This is a genomic window from Emergencia sp. JLR.KK010 (assembly GCF_037018265.1).
GTDB lineage: Bacteria > Bacillota > Clostridia > Peptostreptococcales > Anaerovoracaceae > Senimuribacter > Senimuribacter intestinalis.
The window spans coordinates 1,786,790-1,808,461 of record NZ_CP143550.1 but is presented as its reverse complement, the minus strand read 5'-3'; the positions used below and the strand labels follow the sequence as shown (position 1 = coordinate 1,808,461).

Here is a 21,672-nt window from a genome sequence, read left to right as displayed (position 1 = left end):
TTATGGTTTTGTTTGCAAGTGTTTTTTTGCTTTTCTGAAAATTCTTTAGTAATTCTTAAAACAGTGACAACTGATCTGTTTCCGGCAGTCCTTCAAACACGCCATGAGTACGCAGCGCTTCCACCGCCGTTTTGTTCAGTTTAGAACGATTCACCGCTTCCTCAATGGTGTCAAACGGCTTTTCGGCATAGGCATCAGCAAAAGCTTTCGCCGCAGTATCCCCCACGCCTTCCAGCGCCACAAAGGGCAGCAGCACCTTTCCTTCGTCGGACCAGAACTTCAATGCATGGGATTTTCCAAGGCGTGCAGGCGCAAACTCGTAGCCTCTGGAATACATCTCATAGGCAACTTCCAGCACCAGAACATCCGCCTGCTCTTTGGCAGTAGCGTTGTTTCCCATGGCTTCAATCATCTCAATTCTGTCTAAAATAGCCTGTGGCCCTTTCATGATAGTATCTGCGTCAAAGTTTGCCACCGTACTGGTAAAGTGGGTCGCATAGAATTCCACCGGATAGTAAACCTTGTACCACGCCATACGGAAGGACATCATAACATAGGCTACCGCATGGGCACGCGGAAACATGTACTGGATTTTAATACAGGAATCGATATACCAGTCCGGCACACCATGCTCCTTCATCACCGCCAGCTGTTCTTCTTTCAGAGGTCTGTTTTTACGAACGTCCTCCATAATCTGGAAGGAGGTCTTATTCTCTATACCTTTCAGAATCAGATAGTTCATGATGTCGTCACGAGTAGAGATAACTTCTCGCATGGTTGCCGTGCCGCTTCTGATATAATCCTGTGCGTTGTTGAGCCATACATCCGTACCGTGGGAGAATCCAGAAATACGCACCAGATCTGCAAACTTATCCGGCTTAGTGTCATCCAGCATCTGCCGTACAAAGGCAGTACCAAATTCCGGAATCGCATAGGATCCATGGGTGTATTTGTAGTCCGGATTCTTGATGTTAAGCGCCTCGATGCCGTTAAAAATGGATAAAACCTTTCTATCTGTAAGGTCTGCTTTCATCGGGTCAATTCCGGTCATATCCTGCAGCTGACGAATCATGGATGGAATATTATGCCCCAGAATATCCAGCTTCAGCAGGTTCTCGTCAATCTTATGATAATCAAAATGCGTAGTAATGATGTCACTCTTCACATCGTTTGCCGGATGCTGCACCGGACAGAACTCGTAAATTTCGTGGTCGTCCGGCACGATAATAATACCGCCCGGATGCTGACCAGTGGTTCGCTTTACACCAGTACAGCCCTGAGTCAGCCTGTCCGCCTCGAATTTATTAATCTGTCGATGAAATTGATCGGCAAATTTCATCACATAGCCGTAGGCAGTTTTTTCTGCAACAGTACCTACAGTGCCTGCCTTAAACACGTTCTTCTCACCAAAGATTTCACCTACGTATTTATGTGCTGTCGCCTGATATTCCCCTGCAAAATTAAGGTCGATATCCGGCTCTTTGTCGCCGTTAAATCCAAGGAAAGTTGCAAATGGAATTGTATAGCCGTCCCTGTTCATCGGTGTGCCGCATTCCGGGCAGTCCATTTCCGGCATATCGATACCGCAATCATAAAGCTGCATATCGCCCCAAATCAATTTCTTACAGTTCGGGCAGATATAGTGAGGATCCAGAGGATTTACCTCAGTGATTCCCGCCATAGTCGCCGCAAAGGAAGACCCTACGGAACCTCGAGATCCGACCAAATAGCCATCCTCCATGGACTTGTGCACCAGCATCTGCGCCGATACATACATGACCGCATAACCGTTATCAATAATAGATGAAAGTTCTTTTTCCAAACGTTCAGCAATGATTGTATCCATATTCTCGCCGTAAATGCTGTGTGCCTTCTGCATGCAGGTTTCCCGCAAAGTTTCTTCCGCACCGGCAATCTTCGGAGGGAATTTTCCCTTTGGTACCGGCAGAATGCTGCCGTCAATCATGTCTGCGATGAGATTGGTATTTTCGATGACGACTTTGTATGCCGTCTCTTCCCCAAGATAACGGAATTCTTCCATCATCTCATCGGTGGTTCTCATGTAAAGACCCTGCCCGTTTTCAGCATCCTTAAAGCCCATGCCGGCAAGGAGTATATTTCTGTAGATGGCGGACTCCGGTTCATCGTAGTGAGCGTCGGTGGTTGCAACTACCGGCTTTCCCATCTTTTCTCCCAAAGCCACAATCTGCCTGTTATGTTCACGCAGCTCTTCCTGACCGGAAACCATTCCCTGTTCAATCATAAACTGATTGTTAATGAGCGGCTGAATTTCCAGATAATCGTAAAAGCTTGCAATTTCTTCAATTTCTTCCTGACTCTTACCGCCTGCTATAGCACGGTACACCTCCCCGGCTTCGCAGGCAGAACCGATGATAAGTCCTTCTCTGTGCTCTGCGATAACTGATTTAGGAAGTCTGGGTCTTTTATAAAAATATTCCAGATGAGAATAAGAGACCAACTTGTAAATATTTTTCAGGCCCTCCTGGGTTTTCGCAAGCAGAATGATATGGTTAGTCGGATTCTTTTTATAATCAATAGAACCGTCCTCGTTATGGCAGTCTCTGTCGTCAAAGACGTACCCCTCCATACCGTAAATGATCTTAATGTTGACCGGATTTTCTTTATCTCCTGCCAGCTTCTTTGCAGTCTTTGCGGCATCTGGAAAGCTCTGCACTACACCGTGGTCTGTAATTGCCACAGCCGGCTGTCCCCATGCAGCAGCAGTTTTAACGAGATTTGCTACTTCATTTAATCCGTCCATAGCGCTCATCTTAGTATGCGCATGAAGTTCCACTCGCTTTCCGCCTTCGTAAGTATCCTTTCGTTTTTTCACCTTACCCTTATTGATATCCTTAATCATTACAGTCAGGCAGTTATCGTAGCGATCCCATTCAGTCTCACCGCGGACTTTAATAAAGTCTCCGCTTTTCAAAAGGCTGTCGATCTCTTCCCACTTATTATTAGAGCAGAAAGTCTTCAGACAAACAGAAGTCTTCTTATCAGTGATTAACAGCGTTACCAGTTTCTTCTCATTTCTGATTGGTCTAGCGTCTTTTTTGAAAAGGATTCCTTCTAAAATAACTGTACCCGTATCTGCCTCCAGTCCGGACATAGGAATTGCTTCACCAAAAATATCTTTTCCCATAATCCGGTTTCCTTCTGCCGGTGTTTCCTTCTCGCGGCGTTTAAAACCGCCGTTCTGACCGCCAAAGCCACTATTGCCTCCGCCATTTCCATTATTACCGCCAAAGCCACCACCTGCCGCAGGCTTTGCGCTCTCACTTTTATGCATCTGCGCTGCTTTTTTTGCTTCTTCAAGGGACGCTTTAATGTCAGATTCCTCCGATTCGATCCAACTTTCTGCAGCCTTCATGTAACTGTCTTCATCGTTGACAAAGGTCACATCTTTGTGAATTCCAAAGTGTTCAGCAAGAAGCTGCTTAAACTGGTAAGCAACCTTTTCATTGAGCTGCTCGGTTGCCAGTCTGCCCAGCGCATAGATCTGCAGTTTTTCTCCTTCACAGATAAACTTGCTGCTTTCGATAGATTTGGTAATCGCCGCATATTTCCCGTTGATAATTTCTATCATATGAGGAATGAACAGCGGAATAATTTCCTCCTCAGAAAGAATCACATTCTCGTAATTATACTTGAATTTAACATCTTTCAGCGCTTCAATCTCATGCAGAATCACGCCTTTAAGCTTCGCCATGGAAAGGCAGGGCATAATAAAATTGAGCCGGAGGCTAATGGTTAAAACTCCGGTCTCACTTTCGATGACTGCTTCTGTAATTTCGTATGTATACTGGCTTTTGTCATGTCCCGAAAGGACATCCCAATCTATGTTCTGTTCAATTAATGCTCTCATTTATACACTCGCTTTTTTCTTTATCATGTCAATTAATGCATCTACAATGTCGCATTCATTTACGGTTTTAATAACCTGTCCTTTTGCAAAAATGACACCTTTTCCATCGCCGCCGCACGCCCCGAAATCCGCCTCTCTGGCTTCACCCGGACCGTTGACGACGCAGCCCATGACAGCAACCTTCAGTGGGCGCAAAACAGCAATTTCACTAAGGCGTTCTTCTACCTGCGCTGCAAGGCTCTGCAAATCGACTCTGGTTCTGCCGCAGGTCGGACAGGAAATCAGATCAATCTGCGGCGTTCTGATGCCAATGCTTTCCAATATTTCCCGGGCATAAACTACCTCTTCTACAGGATCTGCTGTCAAAGAAACCCGCATCGTATCACCGATACCAGCAAGCAGCAGCGCACCGATCCCCACTGCCGATTTTACCTTGCCGCGCTTCAGAGTGCCTGCCTCGGTAATGCCAATATGAATGGGATGCTCGGTTTTCTCAAAGACTAGTTTATGCGCTTCGTAGTTCATCCGAACATCAGATGATTTTAAGGAAAGCACTAAATTGTCATATCCCATATCTTCAATGAGCGCAGCATTTCTGAGGACGCTTTCGCACAGACCTTCTGCCGTAACGCCGCCGTTTTTCTCCAAAATATCTTTTTCAAGGGAACCGGAATTAACACCGATTCTGATCGGCACGTTCCGCTCTTTTGCTACTGTTACGACCGCCCGAACTCTTTCGGTACTTCCGATATTTCCGGGATTAATTCTGATCTTGTCAGCGCCGTTTTTTATTGCTGCAACAGCAAGGCGGTAGTCAAAGTGAATGTCTGCAACCAGAGGCACGGACACCTGTTTTTTAACCCGTCCAAAGACCTCTGCCGCTTCCATATCGGGCACAGCGATTCTGACGATTTCACAGCCTGCAGCTGTCAATCTGTCAATCTGCGCAAGCAATCCCCTTTCATCTCTAGAATCCACATTGGTCATGGATTGAATGGAAATCGGTGCTCCGCCGCCAATTTTTATATTTCCGCAATAAACGCTTTTTCTCATGATATAAATAACCTCGTAATGTCATTCCACGTAACGAATATCATAAAACCGAAGAGCAGGATCATCCCTGCGCCGTGAATTTTTCCCTCTAAATTGTCGCTAATCATCTTTCCAGTAATCTTTCGAATGATGACGAAGATAATTCTTCCGCCGTCCAGCGCTGGAAGCGGCAGCATGTTCATCAGTGCTAAGTTCAGGCTGATCAAAGCTACTAAATACCCGAAATAAATCATGCCGTAATTCTTTGTCTCACTAACAAGGGAAACAATACCCACTGGACCTGACAGTTCGTCTGTAGAAACTTCACCGGAAACCAGCTGTGCCAGCGCCGAGAACATCCCCTTTGTCATACTCCAGGTTCCCTTTGCACCGTTTGATACCGCAGTCAACGCATTATGACTCACCTTGGAAGTAACGCCAATGATATACCTGCCATCTTCCGTTTTCTCCGGTGTCATCTCAAAAGTCTTTTCTTCTCCATTCCGCTCCACCGTGATGGAAAGCCTGTCTTCACCGCTGCCGATTGCTGCAGCAATGTCATTCCATTTTTCAATAGGCGTACCGTTTACCGATAAAACCTTGTCTTCGGAAAGAAGACCTGCTTCATAGGCAGGCGTACCTGTTTGAACTTCATCGATAGTAGTAGTTGCTGTTCCAATATATCCCATCACAAGAGTCATTGCCAGAATTGCAATAAGCACATTCATAGCAGCGCCTGCAAGGAGTACCGAAATCTTTGCCCAGACCGGCTTGTTGTTAAACGCTCTGCTGCTTTCAGATTCCTCATTCTCACCTTCCATCGCGCAGTATCCGCCGATAGGAATCAGTCTGATAGAATAAAGAGTCTCACCCTTTTGCCGCTGAAAAATCGCAGGTCCCATACCAAATGCAAACTCGTTGACTTTTACACCTACTGCTTTCGCCACAGTAAAATGCCCCAGCTCGTGTGGGAAAATCAACATAACAAACAATATCACTGCATAAATCACTGTCATCACAAAACCTCTTTACGAATTTCTTTATCAATATTTATAATCTCATTTAACCCTAAATTATATGTAGGCGTGTGATCATCTAGTATTTTTTGTATGTTTTTTTCGATGTCCAAAAAAGCAATCTGTCCTTTCAGGAACCTGTCCACCATAACCTCGTTGGCAGCATTGAGTACTACTGGATAGCTGCCGCCTGCTTTTGAGGCTTCATAAGCCAGATTAATACAGCCAAACACTTCTGTATCTGGCTCTTCAAAGGAAAGGTTTGCGCCTTCTTCGAAAAAGTTAATGCGTTTACCCGCATCGGGAATCCTCTGCGGATATCCCAGCGCCACGCTGATAGGAATCCTCATATCGGCAGAGCCCATCTGGGCAATGACAGAACCATCTTCAAACTCTACCGCCGAATGCATAATGCTCTGGGGATGAACCAGAATCTGAATATCAGAAAGCGGCACATCAAAGAGCCATTTTGCCTCGATGACCTCAAGACCTTTGTTCATCATGGTTGCAGAATCTATGGTAATCTTTTTCCCCATACTCCACTTGGGATGATGAAGCGCCTGCGCTAGTGTAACATCTGCCAATTGCTGACAGCTAAAGCCGCGAAAAGGTCCGCCTGAGGCAGTCAGCAGAATCTTTCTGATTTTCTTTCCCTGGTTGCCCTGTAAACACTGAAAAATCGCGCTGTGTTCGCTGTCTACAGGAAGCATTCTGGCGCCTTTTTCCTGTACTGCTTTCATTATCAGTTCGCCGCCTGCAACCAGAGTTTCTTTATTGGCAAGGGCAATATCCTTGCCTGATTGAATAGCGTGATAAGTAGGTACCAGACCGCGAATCCCCACCAGAGAATTTAGGAGAATCTGACTGTCGTCCTCCGCTGCAGCCAGCAATCCCTTTTCTCCCCAAAGAAAGTCCACCTTTGGATAGGCTTTCGCCAAACGGCATGCATCTTGTTCCAGTTCAGTCACCGCCTGTTTTGGAGAAAACTTTTGAATCTGCTGTTCAAGAAGCTCTGTATTCTGACCGCAGGCTAGTGTTTCTATTTGAAATTGTTCCCGGTTCCTTCCGATGACATCCAGCGCCTGCGTGCCGATAGAACCGGTACTTCCCAAAATTGTAACTTTTTTCATCTATACTATAACTCCCCAAAAAGGTTAGAAACCTTGCATTTCATTTAGCCTAAAAGGATAAATTGAATGTAGTAATAAACTACCGGTGCGGTAAACAGCACGCTGTCAAAGCGATCCATAATACCACCGTGTCCCGGAATTAGATTCCCATAATCCTTGATCCCCATTTTTCTCTTATATGCTGAGGCGGTCAAATCACCGCACTGTGACAGTACGGCTCCGATCAAACCGATTACAAGACAGTGAAGCCAGATTCTCGGTATAACAAAATAGCCGAATAGACCGCAGCAAATTACACTGCCCAAGGTTCCTCCGATTGCACCCTCGATGGTTTTTTTCGGACTCAGCACCGGACAGAGTTTATGCTTGCCAAAGAGATATCCGCTGAAATAGGCGAAGATATCCGTACAAAAAGCTGATAAAAGCACCAGCCAAATCAAAATAGAATATTCGCCGCTTCTGTCTACCAATACCACATGATAAGAGAAAAATACTACGTAGATGATCCCAAGCATAGTTGCCATTCCATCTTCAATTTTCCTCTGATCGATCTTAAAGATATAAATGGAGCTTGCCATAATGCACGCTGCCAGCCAGCCGGTCAAGTACATTTGCGGCTCGGGTGTCAGTCCATGAATCAGATACAGCACCACCATCGCACAGTAAGCAATTTTTTCTGAGGGATGAATATCCATGGCTTTAAAACCGTTAAAAAACTCTCTGACACCAATCAAGCCCACCAGAATACATGCGGCAGCAAGCCAATAGCCCCCCAAATATACTACAGCTAAAAGTGGCACCATACAGAGCCCTGAAATCACTCTTGTCTTCATAAATACTTACTTCCTTCCTCCGAATCTCCTATCGCGATTCTGGTATGCTTCGATAAGCCTCTCGTATTCTGCTGGCGAAAAATCCGGCCAGAATACATCGGTAAAGGCAAATTCGCTGTAGGCGCTTTGCCACAGCATGAAATTGGAAAGCCTCTCTTCTCCGCTAGTCCTTATAATCAAATCCGGATCAGGGATATTGCCGTTTTCGTCACCGGTATAAAGATATCTGCTGATTAGTTCCTCTGTAATTTCTGTTTCTTCGTCTAAAGCGCCTTTGCGTATGTCCTCATAAATACGTCTTACCGCTCTGACAATTTCTGCCCTGCTTCCATAGTTGAGGGCTATATTAAACTGAAGACCTGTATTGTTTGCCGTCGTCTCCAGTGATTTTTCAAGTCTTTCTACTGCAATTTTCGGAATAACACTGTAGTCTCCCAAAACCTTGACTTTCACATTATTTTCGTGAAGTTCGGAAAGTTCACTGTCCACGTATTTAACTAGAAGTTTGAAAATACCACCCACTTCTTCTTTAGAGCGCTTCCAGTTTTCTGTGGAAAAAGCATAAACCGTCAAATATTTTACTCCCAGTACAGAAGATGCTTTGACAATTTCTTTCATTGCCAGCATGCCTGCGTTGTGTCCTGCCAAACGAGGCAGCCCTTTCTTCTTTGCCCATCTGCCGTTTCCATCCATAATGATAGCAACGTGAGCCGGAATTCTGTTCTGATCTATCATGTTTCCCTCATAACTTGGGGGCTATCTCAATGTATGAAACAGCCCCGCATTTTATAAAATCTCTTTCATATTTTAGATCTCTAAAATTTCTTTGTCCTTTGCTGCCACAACCTCATCGATGTCTTTTACAGCCTTTTCGATGGTCTTCTGCACAATGTCCAGTTCTTTCTTCAGATCGTCCTCTGTCAGTTCTCCGTCTTTTTGCTGTTTCTTCAGGCTGTCGTTAGCTTCTCTTCTCAGATTTCTAACTGCAACTTTAGCATCTTCTCCCATTTTCTTGGTAGTCTTAGTCAGTTCTTTTCTTCTTTCTTCTGTCAGCTGCGGAATGGTCAGTCTGATACATTTTCCATCGTTAGACGGCGTAATACCGATTTCTGCCATATTGATTGCCTTTTCAATGTCACCGATGGACTTTGGATCAAAAGGTGCAATCATCAGGGTTCTTGGATCCGGTACAGAGATATTGGAAAGATTCTTAAGCGGTGTCGGGCTTCCGTAATAATCCACTGATACCTTATCTAATAATGCAGGGTTTGCTCTGCCTGCTCTGACTGTGTTCAAATCCTCTTTTAGAACTGCAATACTCTTTGCAATTCTTTCTTCTAAACTTTTACTCATTTGGTTCCTCCTATTTGATAATCGTGCCGATTTTTTCGCCATAAACTGCGCGCAGGACATTTCCCTCTTCAGAAATGCCGAACACATGAATGGCAATGTGATTGTCTTTGCACAAAGTTGCGGCTGTCAAATCCATGACTTTCAGGTCCTTCTCCAAAACTTCCATGTGGGTCAGTTCATCGTATTTAACCGCATCCGGATTGGTGTTCGGATCGTCCGAATACACTGCGTCCACATTCTTTGCCAGTAAAATTACATCCGCATCTATTTCCACAGCTCGAAGAGCTGCGGCTGTATCGGTGGAAAAGAACGGGTTTCCTGTTCCTGCACCGAAAATAACAATATCCTTGTGTTCCAGCTGACTGATTGCTTTTCTTCTGGCATATGGTTCAGCAATCTCTCTCATCTCAATTGCAGTCTGCACCTTAGCCTTGACGCCTACTGCAAGAAGTGCATCCTGCAGTGCTAAAGAGTTCATTACCGTCGCCAGCATACCCATATAATCTGCTGTTGCACGATCCATATCTTTGCTGGTTCTTCCTCTCCAGAAATTGCCTCCGCCCACAACGATGGCAACTTCCACGCCGAGATCATGGATTTCCTTGACTTGTCTTGCGACTTTCTGCGTCATCGCCTCATTGATTCCGAATTTGTCACTGCCGGCAAGCGCTTCTCCACTAATCTTCAGAAGAACACGTTTATATTTTGGTTCCATTCTATGCTCCTTTGATTTGTTTGCTCTGTGAGGTTATTCTAACATGACGACTCCTCTAAAAATAGAATCGCAAGTCATGCTTCAATGTTCTCTCAAGCGCCAAAATCTTCGATTTTGTTTGCGCTGTGAGGTTATTATAGCATGACGACTCCTTTAAGAATAAAATCGTTAGTCATGCTTCAATGATTCCTTCCTTGCGGCAACGCCGCTTTGAGATTATGGAATCATTATAACATATCTTTCCCTAAGGGTGAACAGATTTTTCGCTTTTATTGCCGACTTTTCCCATTAAATTTCTGTCGTCATACTTTATAGAGTTCCCACCTGCATTGTTCAATAATATATTTCAGCTGATAAATTTTTTCGATTCCGCAGATTTCTGACTGACAGGTGTAAATAAAAGCATGAATCCCTGCCAGCCTGCTTTCCTCCACACACTGAATCCGATCCACAGACACTGCGATTCGCTCGCCGGAATCCTCATAATACTTGAATTTGTATGGAACCGGCTTCTTATGGCCTGCAAAGACTGCAACTACGTCTATAGGTTTTGCCACGATCTTCATAGCTTATATCCTCCCATCATCACATAATTTCCATCATTGACGCCGCCTTCCAAAGGCTTCATATCCGTATTGACAAAAGTCCCTCGATAAATGGCTGTTTGCCCAAATCGATCTCTAATCTGATCCACCACTGTATTTAAGTTTTCATCTTCTACAATTCGCTGCAAATCATAGATAGACAGCTGGTACTCATCTTTGCGAACAAAAGCAGACAAATGAATACCTATCTGGCGAATAGGCTCTCCTTTCCAGCACGCAGAAAACAGCTGACACAAGTAATCGTAAATGCCAGTGGTGTCGTCCAGAAAAAAAGACAGCTGCATCTGATGGCTATAACGAATAAACCCATTAGTCTTAACGCTGATCCCGATCAGCGACGCCTTGCACCGATGCCTTCGCAGCCTGCTTGTTACTCTGTCGGTCAGTGCCAGAATATAGTGCTGCGCCTCCTCTTTATCCGTCACATCATAGGGCAGTGTCATGCTGTTGCTGAGACCTTTCTGCAAAACCTGATCATTGGGCACTACTCTATCATGATCAATTCCATTGGCGTATTCCCAGATCAGCTGTCCATGGCTTTTCAAAAGGCTGCGCAAAAGTGCCTTATCGCTATGTGCCAGGTCCCCTATCGTATTGATATTAATCTTTCTGAGTTTCCGCACGGATGCTCTGCCCACCATAAACAGTTCACCTACAGGAAGAGGCCATAACTTCTCTTCAATTTCTTTGCGATTTAAAAGCGTGTGCACCTTGTCTGGCTTCTCTAATTCCCCTGCCATCTTCGCCAGTAATTTATTAGTACCCACTCCGACATTGACGGTGAATCCCAATTCTTTTCGAATCCGATCCCTTATGCTAAAAGCGGTCTCTATCGCTTGTGCACAATTCCGATTGCCCCTGTCCAGTTCCACAAAGCACTCATCTACGCTGAAACGCTGTATCACTGGTGAATATTCCTGCAAAATACTGTACATGGCCTCACTGCACGCCAGATAAAGGTCATAGTCCGGAGGAAATACCTGCAGATTCGGACATTTGCGGAACGCCTCAAAAAGGCTCTCGCCAGTTTTAATCTGGTATTTTTTCGCTGCCATAGACTTCGCTAAAATAATGCCGTGACGATCTTTCGGGTCTCCTGCGATGACAGAAGGAATCTGTCTGATATCCTGTCCGTATCCCTGCTCCAAAAGTTTCACAGCGCTCCAGCTGAGATATGCTGAATTGGCATCCACATGTAAAATCGTCATCCCCTACACCTCCTAAGAGAACGTATGTTCTTTTCGTAGTTTCACTATATCACGTTCCTTGACTCCATGCAACAGGAAACTTTTCCCAAAATCTGCTTTCATGAGACCCTGCCTACTCCCGCATTTTACGCAAACAAAAGCAGAATGCGCGCTAACGGTTATTTGCCGTCAAACCAACATCCTGCCTTATAAATTTGCCATTTCTAGTATTGCAGAAATCCTTTGCCGCCTCTGTACCTCAGTTCACATTCAGCAATTCTCCCCCCCCAGTCTGCAATTCCTCAAAATCATGGTTTGCTCTTTAAACTTCTACAATCGCCTCAATTTCTACCGGTGCATCCATAGGAAGCTGATTGGTTCCCACAGCAGTTCGTGCGTGTCTTCCCTTTTCACCAAAAACATCATAAAGAAGCTGCGAAGCAGCGTTTGCTACAAGATGCTGCTGCATAAAGCCTGTCTTGCTATTGACAAACACCTGGATTTTCGTAATGTTTTTTACCTTATCCAAATCTCCCAAATAGTCCTTCAGCGCTGCCATTAAATTGATAATGCATCTTCTCGCTGCCTCCTCAGCCTGTTCCATAGAAACAGTATCTCCTACCTTGCCGCTTACTAAAAGCTTTCCATCAACAAAAGGTACCTGTCCTGCAACAAATAGAGCATTTCCCAGTTGTTTTACTGGAATGTACATTGCACCTGGAGGAGACGCTAAGGGTAATTCTATTCCGAGTTCTTCAATTCTTTTTTCTGTAATCATTAAAATCACCTCATCTTTCATCATTGTCTTTACTAATTTGATTATACTCCGCAGGAGTTTGTTTGTCAATATTCAGTTGACAAACAGTCAATTAATTTCATGTCATCCTCTGCTGCATACGTCATCGATAGGATTCCCCTATCGGTTTTGCTTACAATATGTCTTGCTGATTGCCACAAACCGTGGTAGAATAATACTGGTTTTGTCAAAGACAAGTTAGCTTTAGGGAGGATTATCGCCAATGAGTCAAAACAAAGAAAATAAACAGACCAAAGAACAAATTTTAGATTTTATGACCCGTACCGCAGAAGGCCTTGCACAGATGTTTGGTCACTCCTGCGAAACACTGATTCACGACATGAGTATACCGGGTCACCCTATTATCGCTATTTATAACGGTCATGTCAGCGGAAGATCTGTAGGCTCTACTGCCGATATTTTCGGTGATGATATCATGGCAGAAGGACACCTGCAGACAGTAGGAACACGCACTGCTCAAGCAGAAGATACAGATACTGCGCCTTATCATTTTAAGCCGGAAACTGATATCATCAACTCCCTCGCGATTACCAAAAATGGGAGATATATCAAGTCTACGACTTTTAACTATGTGGGGGAAGACTATCACTATGCACTGGGAATTAATTTTGACTACACGTCTTTAGGCAGCGCTATGTCCACCTTGGAAGGTCTCGTTGCCATCGGCAGCGATCTCAATGATGCCATCAAAGACTCCAGCAACAATCAACTGGAAGAAATCTTCAAAGACTGCCTGTCCATCGTTGGAAAAACGCCGCAGGCTATGAAAAAAAATGACCGTCTGCAGCTCATTGCCCTTTTAATACAGCGCAATGCCTTCAGCTTTCAGAAGTCAATTACATACGTTGCAGAGCAGCTGAACGTATCCCGTTATACAATCTATAAATACTGTCACGAAGTGGAGGAATCGCTTAAATAATTCACTTAACACATTCACTAACTGACAATTCCCTTAAAAACCGCAAAAGATACTCATACGCCTCCCTGCCGCGAACAACAATCTCAACACCTCTGGCAGAATTAAAAACCAGAATCGAAAGTCCGCTTCCAATAGCGGTCTTTTTTATAATTTCAGCCGCTTCCATCGCGCTTATTCCTGTAACCGCTGCCTGAGCCTGTCCTGCACATTCCTCTATAGCAATCAGCTGTGGAGCAGCCTCCTGCCACCGTATTGCATCATTCATCTTTTCCAAACCTCCTATCCGAAAAATAAAAGCGACATTGCTGCCGCTTTTATTCATACTATAATCTCATTTTATGTACACATTACTGTGCTGCTTTTCTAGCCTCAATCTCTTTTTTCAGTTCCGGCAGCTTCTTTTCAATTTTGTAAATATACAGCAGAAGCAGCCCCATGACTACATATACTGCAAGCTGTGCAGTGAACTGCAGATGGAAAAAGGCGCTAAGCACATTTGCCGGCTGGGTTGCAGCAGTTGGATCAAAGCCGACTGCATCCAGTACAAATCCGGCAACCGTAGTACCAAATGCCAATCCAATTTTTGTTCCAATACCATATGCGCTCATAATGACGCTGGTATTCTTGTGCCCTGTCTTCCATTCGCCATAGTCAACACAGTCCATAATACACTGCGGTACCACTGCGCTTACCATTACAGGCCCGAGAGACTGCACGGTGGTGATGACTACATAAAAAGTGACGCTAGGCACACCTGTAATAACTGCTGCAAGCAAGCTGAGAGCTGCCAGCGTACATCCAATTAAACCTGTACCTGCATTTCCGAATCGCTTATACAGCGGCACCAGAAGCAGAACCGGTACTAGTCCGACAATCGTGCTCGGTACAGAAGCATAGGACATGGCGTTAACATCTCCCAAATTGTAAGTACAGTAGTAGACCATGACAGCACCTCCAATGGAGGAAATCAGCATTTTCACCACCTGCATTGTCAGAACCGCCAAAGCAGGTCTGTTTTCTACCAGTGCTTTTATCATCTGTCCCGCACTCGGCGCAGCTGATTTGACGTTGCCCTCCTCTTCATAGTCTTCATACTCATAGCCCTTTACTGTGCAAGTGCCGACATAACCAATAATTGCATACACAACCGCATAAATTGCAGCAAGTTTTGCAAAGGCTGTCGCTTCGCCGTAGCCTGCCAGCCAGCCGACAAGTGGCATTGTTACTGCCGGTACAACAGCGTTAAGGATGGTATTATACACGTTGTCATAGACATTCAGCTTTGCACGTTCTGCACCATTAGATGTCAGTTTTGGTCTGAGGGAATCCTTAGAAATACTAAAAACTGTCTGAGACATTCCCAAGCCTATAAAGGATACCGCAGCCCATACGACCTTCATAGTATAAGATAAATCCGGCGCTGAATAGCAGAGCACCATGAAAATTCCTACCGGAACCAGCGCACAACGCATGAAGAAAATGCACTTATTCGGTCTCCTGCTCTTTTCTACAATAATTCCCACCATAGGGTCATTGATAAAGTCCCAAATACGGGCAATCATGATAATAAGTCCGGCTGCTGTTCCACTGATACCGAGAAAGTTTGTGAAAAACATCAGCAGAAAGTACATCTGGAGCAGCATCTGCAATGTTGCTGACACGTTGAGAAGCGGATACCCCATCAGTACTCTCATAGGCAATTTACGGTCGTTGTTGTTTGTTGACATTTTGCCAATCTCCTTTCAATTCTATGTCTATATTATACCATTTTACGACAAATTGTCAATCATTTTTAAAACATTTTGTCAATTCATTGCAAGCTTCTGACACTCTTTCTAAGGCTTCCTCAATCTGCATTCTCGAACTGGATAGATTCATTCTTGTCATCCTCTCACAGCCCTCTCCGTAAACTTCTCCTGTTTCCACCTCAAAAAGGGCCTCTCTCTCAAAGAAATCGTGGAGCTCTTTTCCTGAAATACCAAGAAACGACCAGTCAATCCAGCAGACGGTTGTTCCCTCCACAGGAAATACGTATGCCTGCGGCAGATGCTCTCGTAAAAATTCTTTTACCCAAACACCGTTTTTGTAAATATAATCTCTTACAGCCGTAAACCAGGCCTTTCCTTCCGGACAGTAGGCGCCCAAAACGGAAGCATATTCAAAAGGTCCCAGACTTCCGTAATGATCCGCATATTTCTGCTCTTCGTAACGTGCACGAAGCTTTGCATCAGGAATAATCGCATGAGCATGATTGACGCCGGTGAAGTTAAAAGCCTTTCCCAGTGATGTGACAGTAATCGCATACGCCTGTCCTTCTTCAATGGAAGCATAAGGCTTAGCCTGATGTCCTTTAAAGGTCATCTCACCAAAAATCTCATCACAGATAACCGGCATCTGATACTTTGCTGACAGTGACGCTACTTTCCGAAGGTCCTCTAGTGACCAGACCTTGCCTATAGGATTATGTGCATTACAAAGCACCAAAAGCTTATTTTCGGGTGCCTGCATTTTAGATTCTAAATCCTTAAAATCCATCTGATACTGCCCATCTACAATTTTCAGCGGATTATGTACCGTTTTCCGTTTCATTCGGGTCGCCGCCTGCTCATAGCGATAATAGACCGGCGTCTGTACAATAATCCCGTCGCCTTCTTTCGTTGTCATGCGGATAGCCGTGGCAACTGAAAAAATCGTTCCCAGCACAGGCACAATCCATTCATCCGCAATTTCCCAGCTGCGCATCTCTTTATGCCACCACTTTACCGCATCCAGATACTGCTGTGTTGGAATCGTAAAGCCATAAATGCCTCGCTCCGCCGTTGCTTTTACTGCCTCCCTAATGCTGGGCGCTGTCGAAAAATCCATTTCGGCTGCCGAAAAGCTGGTAACACCCTGCTTACGCAGCGCCTCCGGTCTAAAGCGTGCTTTCAAATTTTCCGTTCCCTCATAGGCTCCTGCTCTATCAAAATCGTACATCATTTAATCCTCTTTCTTGCGCCAAATCAGTGCCCCCTCAATAGCGCCTTTCTTTATATCCTCATAGCGTCCTTTTTCAAAAGAAAATCTGCCGTCAAACCACTGATCATCAGCAGCGATTACTTCAGTTCCTGCCATCACCCTTCTAAAGTGTTCAACTGCCTCTTCACCCAGTTCTTCTCCAATCAAAGCTTCCCAGTCTGAAACAGTTACCTTCTCTCCTGCTCTTCTTCGTTCCACAATTAGTAAGACCAAATCGTCTAAACTTCTCTTGCCGCCGGATTTCTTTCTGAGCAGATAATCCGTCTCCGCCAGATAGATAAAACCTCTCCCATAAGGAACACGCTGAATCCCGCTATCTTCCCACGCTTTCTCGTAAGCCTCTTCACAGGTCATTGACTGATGTGGGTTATTGTAATAATTGGTACACTTTTCCGTAATCCAGCCTGCCGCCTGCTCATAGCCTGCAATTCCACGGCGAAGAGGAATCATTACACTGTAAAACTCTGCGGTACCCTCACTATACCACGGTCCCTTCCCTGCCGGTTCGTCAAGAGCCGGCCAATTATGCACAATTTCATGGGCAAGGGTGTTAAGAGCCTCTTCCATAATCAGCGGCATTGTATCACTGTAACCAAACACGAATCCGCCGTCAAAAGCGGTTCCTCCATTAGAAATAGAAAACGGCTCTTTGCGGAAAAATACACTGTACGCTAAGTCTTCATCGCCGAAAAACTCGCACATTGCAGAAAGAAGTGTTGGCAGCTGCCTAGTAACTTTTTCCTGATCCGGTAAATTTTCATCCAGCCAGTAGATATTCCGCTTTCCGCTTTCATCACTGACTCTTTTGATTTTCCCTGTCAAATACAGTGAGAAAGTATAGTCCTGCGGCGTTCCGATATAATCAAGATTTCCGCAGCCTTTTATCGCTGCAGCATCAGCATCCTCCGGCATTTTCGATTTATCCCAGATAAAATGAATGTGGTACTTTCCTTCCTCCACTGCTGCAAGAGATGTTACACCGGGAATCAATGCGCCATTTTTCTCCTGAATCGTATCAAAATATGGATGACATCTGTCCACGCCAGTCAAATCTCTAGGCAGAAAACGGTAAGAAAACCGCACATTACCTGCAGTTTCCCTTTTCACACGCCATACTCGCTTGTCAAAACCGGTAACATCCTTTTCCACGGTTTCGCTAAGAGAAAGCGCTCCCTCATCGTCAAAGGCACAAAGACCTTCCTCTGTAAACTGTGCCCCTGGCACCCCTGCGACCATCTTCCATAAATCCGCCAGTTTATCGCCTGCAGAAAACTGCGGACTTTCCAAGGTCATCTCAACATCCGCATACTGAAAATCATATTCTTCACTCATATACGGTCTAAGCGTTATCCATAGCTGTTTTATAGTGTCCATCATGTCCTCCATCAAATTGTTTCTTGTATCATCTTTATTATATAGAATAAATTTCATTTCGTCAACTCTATATTGACAAAATGTTTATTTATTGCTATGATGAAGTCATATAAAGAAGGGAGATTATTATGATTTCATACATTTTAAAAGGCCGCCTTATCGACGGTATATCCGATACCCCTATAGAAAACGGACTCGTTGCCGTTGAAGGAAGCCGCATCGTCTATGCCGGTGCGGAAACCGATTTTGATGCTGCAGCTTTTGATACAGATAACAGCACAACTTTGCTTGATGCCGGAACTGGAACCATCCTGCCCGGCTTTATCGACTGTCATGCTCACCTTTTCGGCGATGAAAACGCCGGAAACTTTGCAGATGGCAAAATCTTTGGCGATCAATTGCTGGGCGCCGCTTATCAATGCGGTCTGCTTCTGGATGCCGGTTTTACTTCTCTGCGGGATATGTCCGAAAATGGTCTGTATCTTTCCCGTGCGGTGGAACGCGGCATTCTTCGCGGTCCTAAAATCATGCCCGGCGGAAAAATCCTGGGAATTACTTCCGGTCACGTGGATATGAATCCATCCTTATCAAAAGAAGAATTGAATCGCCTGGATCATACCTCCAGACTCGTCGATGGTCCGTGGGACTGTGTACAGGGAGTCAGAGAACAATTCCGCGCCGGGGCAAAATTCATTAAAATCTGCGCTACTGGAGGCGTTTCTTCTCCTACAGACCGTCTGGATGACGTTCAGTTTTCCCCGGAAGAACTAAAGGCAATTGCTGACGAAGCAAAACGCCATCACAGCTATGTCTGTGCCCACTGCACCGGATATGAAGGCACTTATCAAGCGCTGCTTTCCGGTATCACCTGCATAGAACACGGCGTGTACTTAACGCAGCGTGAAATTGATTTGATGAAAGAAATGGATGCCACTTTAGTCACCACCCTCGCTGTGTCTTTGGGTGTTGCCAATATTCCCGGTCTTCCTGAATGGATGGAGAAAAAGGTCAAAACCTGTGCAGCTGCAAATGTCAAAACTATTGAAATGGCACGCAAAGCTGGAATTCGTATTGCACTGGGAACTGATTTTTCCAACAGTCCAAACAGCCCTTATCTGGAGAACGGTAAAGAATTCGCTGCCATGTGCAGAGCTGGCATGACACCGATGGAAGCCATCAAAGCAGGTACATCAAATGCCGCACATCTCCTTTGCGAAGATGCCAACACCGGTTGTCTAACGCCTGGAAAACTGGCTGATATCGTCATCGTAGATGGCAATCCTCTTTCCGATATCAGCTGTCTGACTCATGCCGACCACGTAAAAATGGTTATGGTAGATGGAGAAATGAAAAGAGAAAATCTACAGTAGATTTTCTCTTTTCTTAAGACATAAAAAAGCCCCATCATTTCAGCACCAATGGCATTAAGTTAAGGGATTTAAAGAGAAGTTAGTATTGTTCGCGATATTAACTTCTCTTTTTTTCCTTTGATTCAAGCTGATAAATTGTTTTTTTGTAGATTTAAAAACGCAACAAATAGACAAGAGCGTTCCCTTGTCAAAAAAATAATGTATATTTCAAAAATCTATGCTATTCTATACATGAAACTTATTGCCTGTTTGGCTTTCATTTCACGAGGCCTTGAACGTCCAGGCCGAATGGGCGTTATATATCTTGCAATAAGTGATTCAATATTAGGTGGGATATTTATACTAAGCAGGAATTCACGGCATATATGTACTGCGACAGAAAAATTAACTTTATATTCATACTTTCTGTCTTTCTTTTCAATGACTACGTGCGAGGTAATCAATTCTGAAAAGTTATACATGATTAACCGTGCAAAGATTTCTTGAAGTATGTATTCCACCTTTTTTGAATGAAAATGAAGCAGTCCTACTGTATATTTCAAATCTCTAAATGAAGTTTCAATTCCCCACCGCATGCCATACAGTTGTTTCAGAGTATCCGCAGGGAATTCATCAGTATCCAGATTAGTTACTACAACTTCGTAATAATCCTCTGATATTGGAAAGCGTACAATGCGAAATGGCAAATTATAAAGTACTGCAGGATCAGATTTTCTGCTCTTAACAGGCAGATAGTCAAATGGTTTATTATGCGCGATTCTCCGATAGTGATTTCTCTGCTCAAAAAGCTTTTTCATTTCATTAGTCTGTTTCCGAGTTAATTTTAAATCGATATACTCATCGAATTCCTCAGTATCCGGCAGCTCCAAGCCATGCAGAATACCGGATGAATATTGATTAAAATCTTTCACCCGTATTAGATAAAACCATCCTTTTTCTTGGATATGAGCCATGTTGTTATATGCCTCATATCCTCTGTCTGCAATCACAATTACATTTCCCTGCAGAGCGGATCTGTCCACCATTTCAGTCAACGCTTTGTTTTCACCGGCTTCTTTGCGTTTGAAAACGACTGCATCCTCATAAGTGTGAGATTTCAGATTATATAAAGCATTCAAATGCAGCAGATTATAAGGTTTTACACCTTCTGCTATTTGAAAAAGAGAGTCTTTATCGTTTAGATTAGTTGCGATTTGAATATCTGAACCATCAACAGCCAAGAGTTTATATCCTTTATAATTATCATTACTATAAGTTGCTGCTGTAAAATCGTGGAAAAGCGACGCAAATGCTTTAGGAAGTATTTTCTTACGCTGCTGGACAAAAGCAGATGATGTTGCTGTATTTAAGCCATAGCCAAACTGCCGTAAAAGTTCATTTGATAAAGATGCTCCCTCCATTGTCAATAACGAAAGAATCATTTTCTCATATGGTATTTTTCTGTTTCTGGAAAAATCTGTTTTGGGGTTAGAAACAAGGCCTGTTAAATCCTGTTTCTGCTTATTAATAATGTCCATAATCAAATTTTTTAGTTCCAGTGAAGTCCTATTCATGCGGTATCCTCCTTGTAAAAAGATGTTATCTAATTACAAGGGCCGCTTTAGCTGCCTCTAAAATATTCAGCAGCTAAAGCGGCCGCATTTTTTTGTTCATATGTCAATACTTATTCTCAAAAAAATCCCACACCACATTTTCTGTGATGTGAGATTTTCTTAACTTAATGCCATTGATTTCAGCACGATGGGGCTTTAAAATCACATGTGGTTATTTATTATTGTATTTTCTATCAATCCTGACTAAAAAGAAGGGCCAGATAATCAGTTCTGCTATCTAATACTCTGATGACTTCAATCTGTTCTATCGCAGCATTCACTTCATAAAAAACAATCTGTTTATCTATAATAAAAAAACGTATCTCTGTTTCTATTTCGTCAAACCTTTCTTTTAGCAGCATTCCCATCATTGGCTGTTTTTTTAACAAAGATATCCCTTGAAGAATTCGCGTCCGAAACTTTCTTGCTGCATTCTCATTGCCAAGTTCATGTTCCATATATCCTGCGGTGGATTCAATGTCAAAAATTGCTGACGGTCTGTATTTCACGTTCATGGCATTTCTACTCCAAGTCGCTTATATACATCTGCTTCGCTCACTAATTCTCCGGATTCTTTTCCCTCATCAAGTGCCTGCATCAGTTTTTCCATTGCTTTTGATTTAATGTACTCTGCATTGTCTCCGGAAACCTGAAATGGAAATCCACCGGCATTCAGTGTCTGCTGTAAAAAAATATTGATTGCCTGAGTCAAAGTGATACCACTTTTGGCATAAATGGATTCCACCTCATTTTTTACCTCCGGATTGATTCGGAAATGATAGGTAGCAGTTTTCGGTGCTGAAAGTGCATTCTTCATGGTTA

Annotated in this window: 20 protein-coding genes; 2 read left to right on the top strand and 18 right to left on the bottom strand. The window is 43.9% G+C overall.

Going from position 1 to position 21,672, the window contains the following annotated elements:
* Positions 1-55: 55 nt before the first annotated feature.
* The 11 genes from V1225_RS08625 to V1225_RS08575 all read right to left on the bottom strand — a co-directional run bounded on the left by V1225_RS08625 (position 56) and on the right by V1225_RS08575 (position 12,538).
* The gene (locus tag V1225_RS08625) at positions 56-3,889 is read right to left on the bottom strand and encodes a PolC-type DNA polymerase III (RefSeq protein WP_338546103.1); all 3,834 of its coding nucleotides are present in this window, start codon (positions 3,887-3,889) and stop codon (positions 56-58) included.
* The gene (gene ispG, locus V1225_RS08620) at positions 3,890-4,942 is read right to left on the bottom strand and encodes a flavodoxin-dependent (E)-4-hydroxy-3-methylbut-2-enyl-diphosphate synthase (protein WP_338546101.1); all 1,053 of its coding nucleotides are present in this window, start codon (positions 4,940-4,942) and stop codon (positions 3,890-3,892) included. It abuts the gene before it with no gap.
* Positions 4,939-5,937: an RIP metalloprotease RseP gene (gene rseP, locus V1225_RS08615; protein ID WP_338546100.1), complete on the bottom strand. Its 999-nt coding sequence runs from the start codon at positions 5,935-5,937 to the stop codon at positions 4,939-4,941. Before rseP ends, ispG begins: the two co-directional genes overlap by 4 nt.
* A complete protein-coding gene (locus tag V1225_RS08610; protein WP_338546099.1) occupies positions 5,937-7,067 on the bottom strand; it encodes a 1-deoxy-D-xylulose-5-phosphate reductoisomerase in 1,131 nt (376 codons plus the stop codon). Before V1225_RS08610 ends, rseP begins: the two co-directional genes overlap by 1 nt.
* A 44-nt stretch (positions 7,068-7,111) precedes the next feature.
* Positions 7,112-7,900, bottom strand: coding sequence for a phosphatidate cytidylyltransferase (locus V1225_RS08605; RefSeq protein ID WP_161907594.1), 789 nt, complete (start codon positions 7,898-7,900; stop codon positions 7,112-7,114).
* Positions 7,901-7,906: 6 nt separating this feature from the next.
* Positions 7,907-8,635: an isoprenyl transferase gene (locus V1225_RS08600; RefSeq protein ID WP_161907595.1), complete on the bottom strand. Its 729-nt coding sequence runs from the start codon at positions 8,633-8,635 to the stop codon at positions 7,907-7,909.
* A 72-nt stretch (positions 8,636-8,707) separates the two neighbouring features.
* The gene (frr, locus tag V1225_RS08595; protein WP_160200791.1) at positions 8,708-9,253 is read right to left on the bottom strand and encodes a ribosome recycling factor; all 546 of its coding nucleotides are present in this window, start codon (positions 9,251-9,253) and stop codon (positions 8,708-8,710) included.
* A 10-nt stretch (positions 9,254-9,263) separates the two neighbouring features.
* Positions 9,264-9,968 carry a UMP kinase gene (gene pyrH, locus V1225_RS08590; protein WP_161907596.1) on the bottom strand — a complete coding sequence of 235 codons (705 nt, stop codon included), beginning with the start codon at positions 9,966-9,968 and terminating at the stop codon, positions 9,264-9,266.
* Positions 9,969-10,270: 302 nt separating this feature from the next.
* Entirely contained in the window at positions 10,271-10,534 is a 264-nt protein-coding gene (locus V1225_RS08585; protein WP_160200789.1) for a hypothetical protein, read from the bottom strand.
* Positions 10,531-11,781, bottom strand: a complete 1,251-nt coding sequence (locus V1225_RS08580) for a DNA polymerase IV (RefSeq protein ID WP_160200788.1) — start codon at positions 11,779-11,781, stop codon at positions 10,531-10,533. Before V1225_RS08580 ends, V1225_RS08585 begins: the two co-directional genes overlap by 4 nt.
* A 301-nt stretch (positions 11,782-12,082) precedes the next feature.
* Complete coding sequence (locus V1225_RS08575) at positions 12,083-12,538, bottom strand: RidA family protein (protein ID WP_251616555.1); 456 nt, start codon at positions 12,536-12,538, stop codon at positions 12,083-12,085.
* A gap of 241 nt (positions 12,539-12,779) precedes the next feature.
* Between V1225_RS08575 and V1225_RS08570 the strand changes: the two genes are divergently transcribed.
* On the top strand, positions 12,780-13,496 hold the full coding sequence (locus tag V1225_RS08570; RefSeq protein ID WP_160200786.1) for a helix-turn-helix transcriptional regulator: 717 nt from the start codon (positions 12,780-12,782) through the stop codon (positions 13,494-13,496).
* Position 13,497: 1 nt separating this feature from the next.
* Here the strand turns inward: V1225_RS08570 and V1225_RS08565 are convergent, their stop codons facing one another.
* The 4 genes from V1225_RS08565 to V1225_RS08550 all read right to left on the bottom strand — a co-directional run bounded on the left by V1225_RS08565 (position 13,498) and on the right by V1225_RS08550 (position 17,945).
* Positions 13,498-13,761 carry a hypothetical protein gene (locus tag V1225_RS08565; RefSeq protein ID WP_160200785.1) on the bottom strand — a complete coding sequence of 88 codons (264 nt, stop codon included), beginning with the start codon at positions 13,759-13,761 and terminating at the stop codon, positions 13,498-13,500.
* Positions 13,762-13,843: 82 nt separating this feature from the next.
* Entirely contained in the window at positions 13,844-15,223 is a 1,380-nt protein-coding gene (locus V1225_RS08560) for a glycoside-pentoside-hexuronide (GPH):cation symporter (RefSeq protein WP_251616557.1), read from the bottom strand.
* Positions 15,224-15,278: 55 nt separating this feature from the next.
* Entirely contained in the window at positions 15,279-16,475 is a 1,197-nt protein-coding gene (locus V1225_RS08555; protein WP_338546094.1) for an aminotransferase class I/II-fold pyridoxal phosphate-dependent enzyme, read from the bottom strand.
* A complete protein-coding gene (locus tag V1225_RS08550) occupies positions 16,476-17,945 on the bottom strand; it encodes a hypothetical protein (RefSeq protein ID WP_338546093.1) in 1,470 nt (489 codons plus the stop codon).
* Positions 17,946-18,016: 71 nt separating this feature from the next.
* Between V1225_RS08550 and V1225_RS08545 the strand changes: the two genes are divergently transcribed.
* Entirely contained in the window at positions 18,017-19,258 is a 1,242-nt protein-coding gene (locus V1225_RS08545) for an amidohydrolase family protein (protein WP_338546091.1), read from the top strand.
* A 215-nt stretch (positions 19,259-19,473) separates the two neighbouring features.
* Here V1225_RS08545 and V1225_RS08540 read toward each other — a convergent pair whose 3' ends face one another.
* From V1225_RS08540 to V1225_RS08530, 3 genes are all read right to left on the bottom strand, one after another.
* Positions 19,474-20,811 (bottom strand): IS4 family transposase, encoded by a 1,338-nt coding sequence (locus V1225_RS08540; protein WP_338546076.1) that lies wholly within the window; start codon positions 20,809-20,811, stop codon positions 19,474-19,476.
* 233 nt (positions 20,812-21,044) lie between these two features.
* Positions 21,045-21,365: a type II toxin-antitoxin system RelE/ParE family toxin gene (locus tag V1225_RS08535; RefSeq protein ID WP_160200780.1), complete on the bottom strand. Its 321-nt coding sequence runs from the start codon at positions 21,363-21,365 to the stop codon at positions 21,045-21,047.
* Positions 21,362-21,667 carry a type II toxin-antitoxin system RelB/DinJ family antitoxin gene (locus tag V1225_RS08530; protein ID WP_160200779.1) on the bottom strand — a complete coding sequence of 102 codons (306 nt, stop codon included), beginning with the start codon at positions 21,665-21,667 and terminating at the stop codon, positions 21,362-21,364. Before V1225_RS08530 ends, V1225_RS08535 begins: the two co-directional genes overlap by 4 nt.
* Between the last annotated feature and the right edge of the window lie 5 nt (positions 21,668-21,672).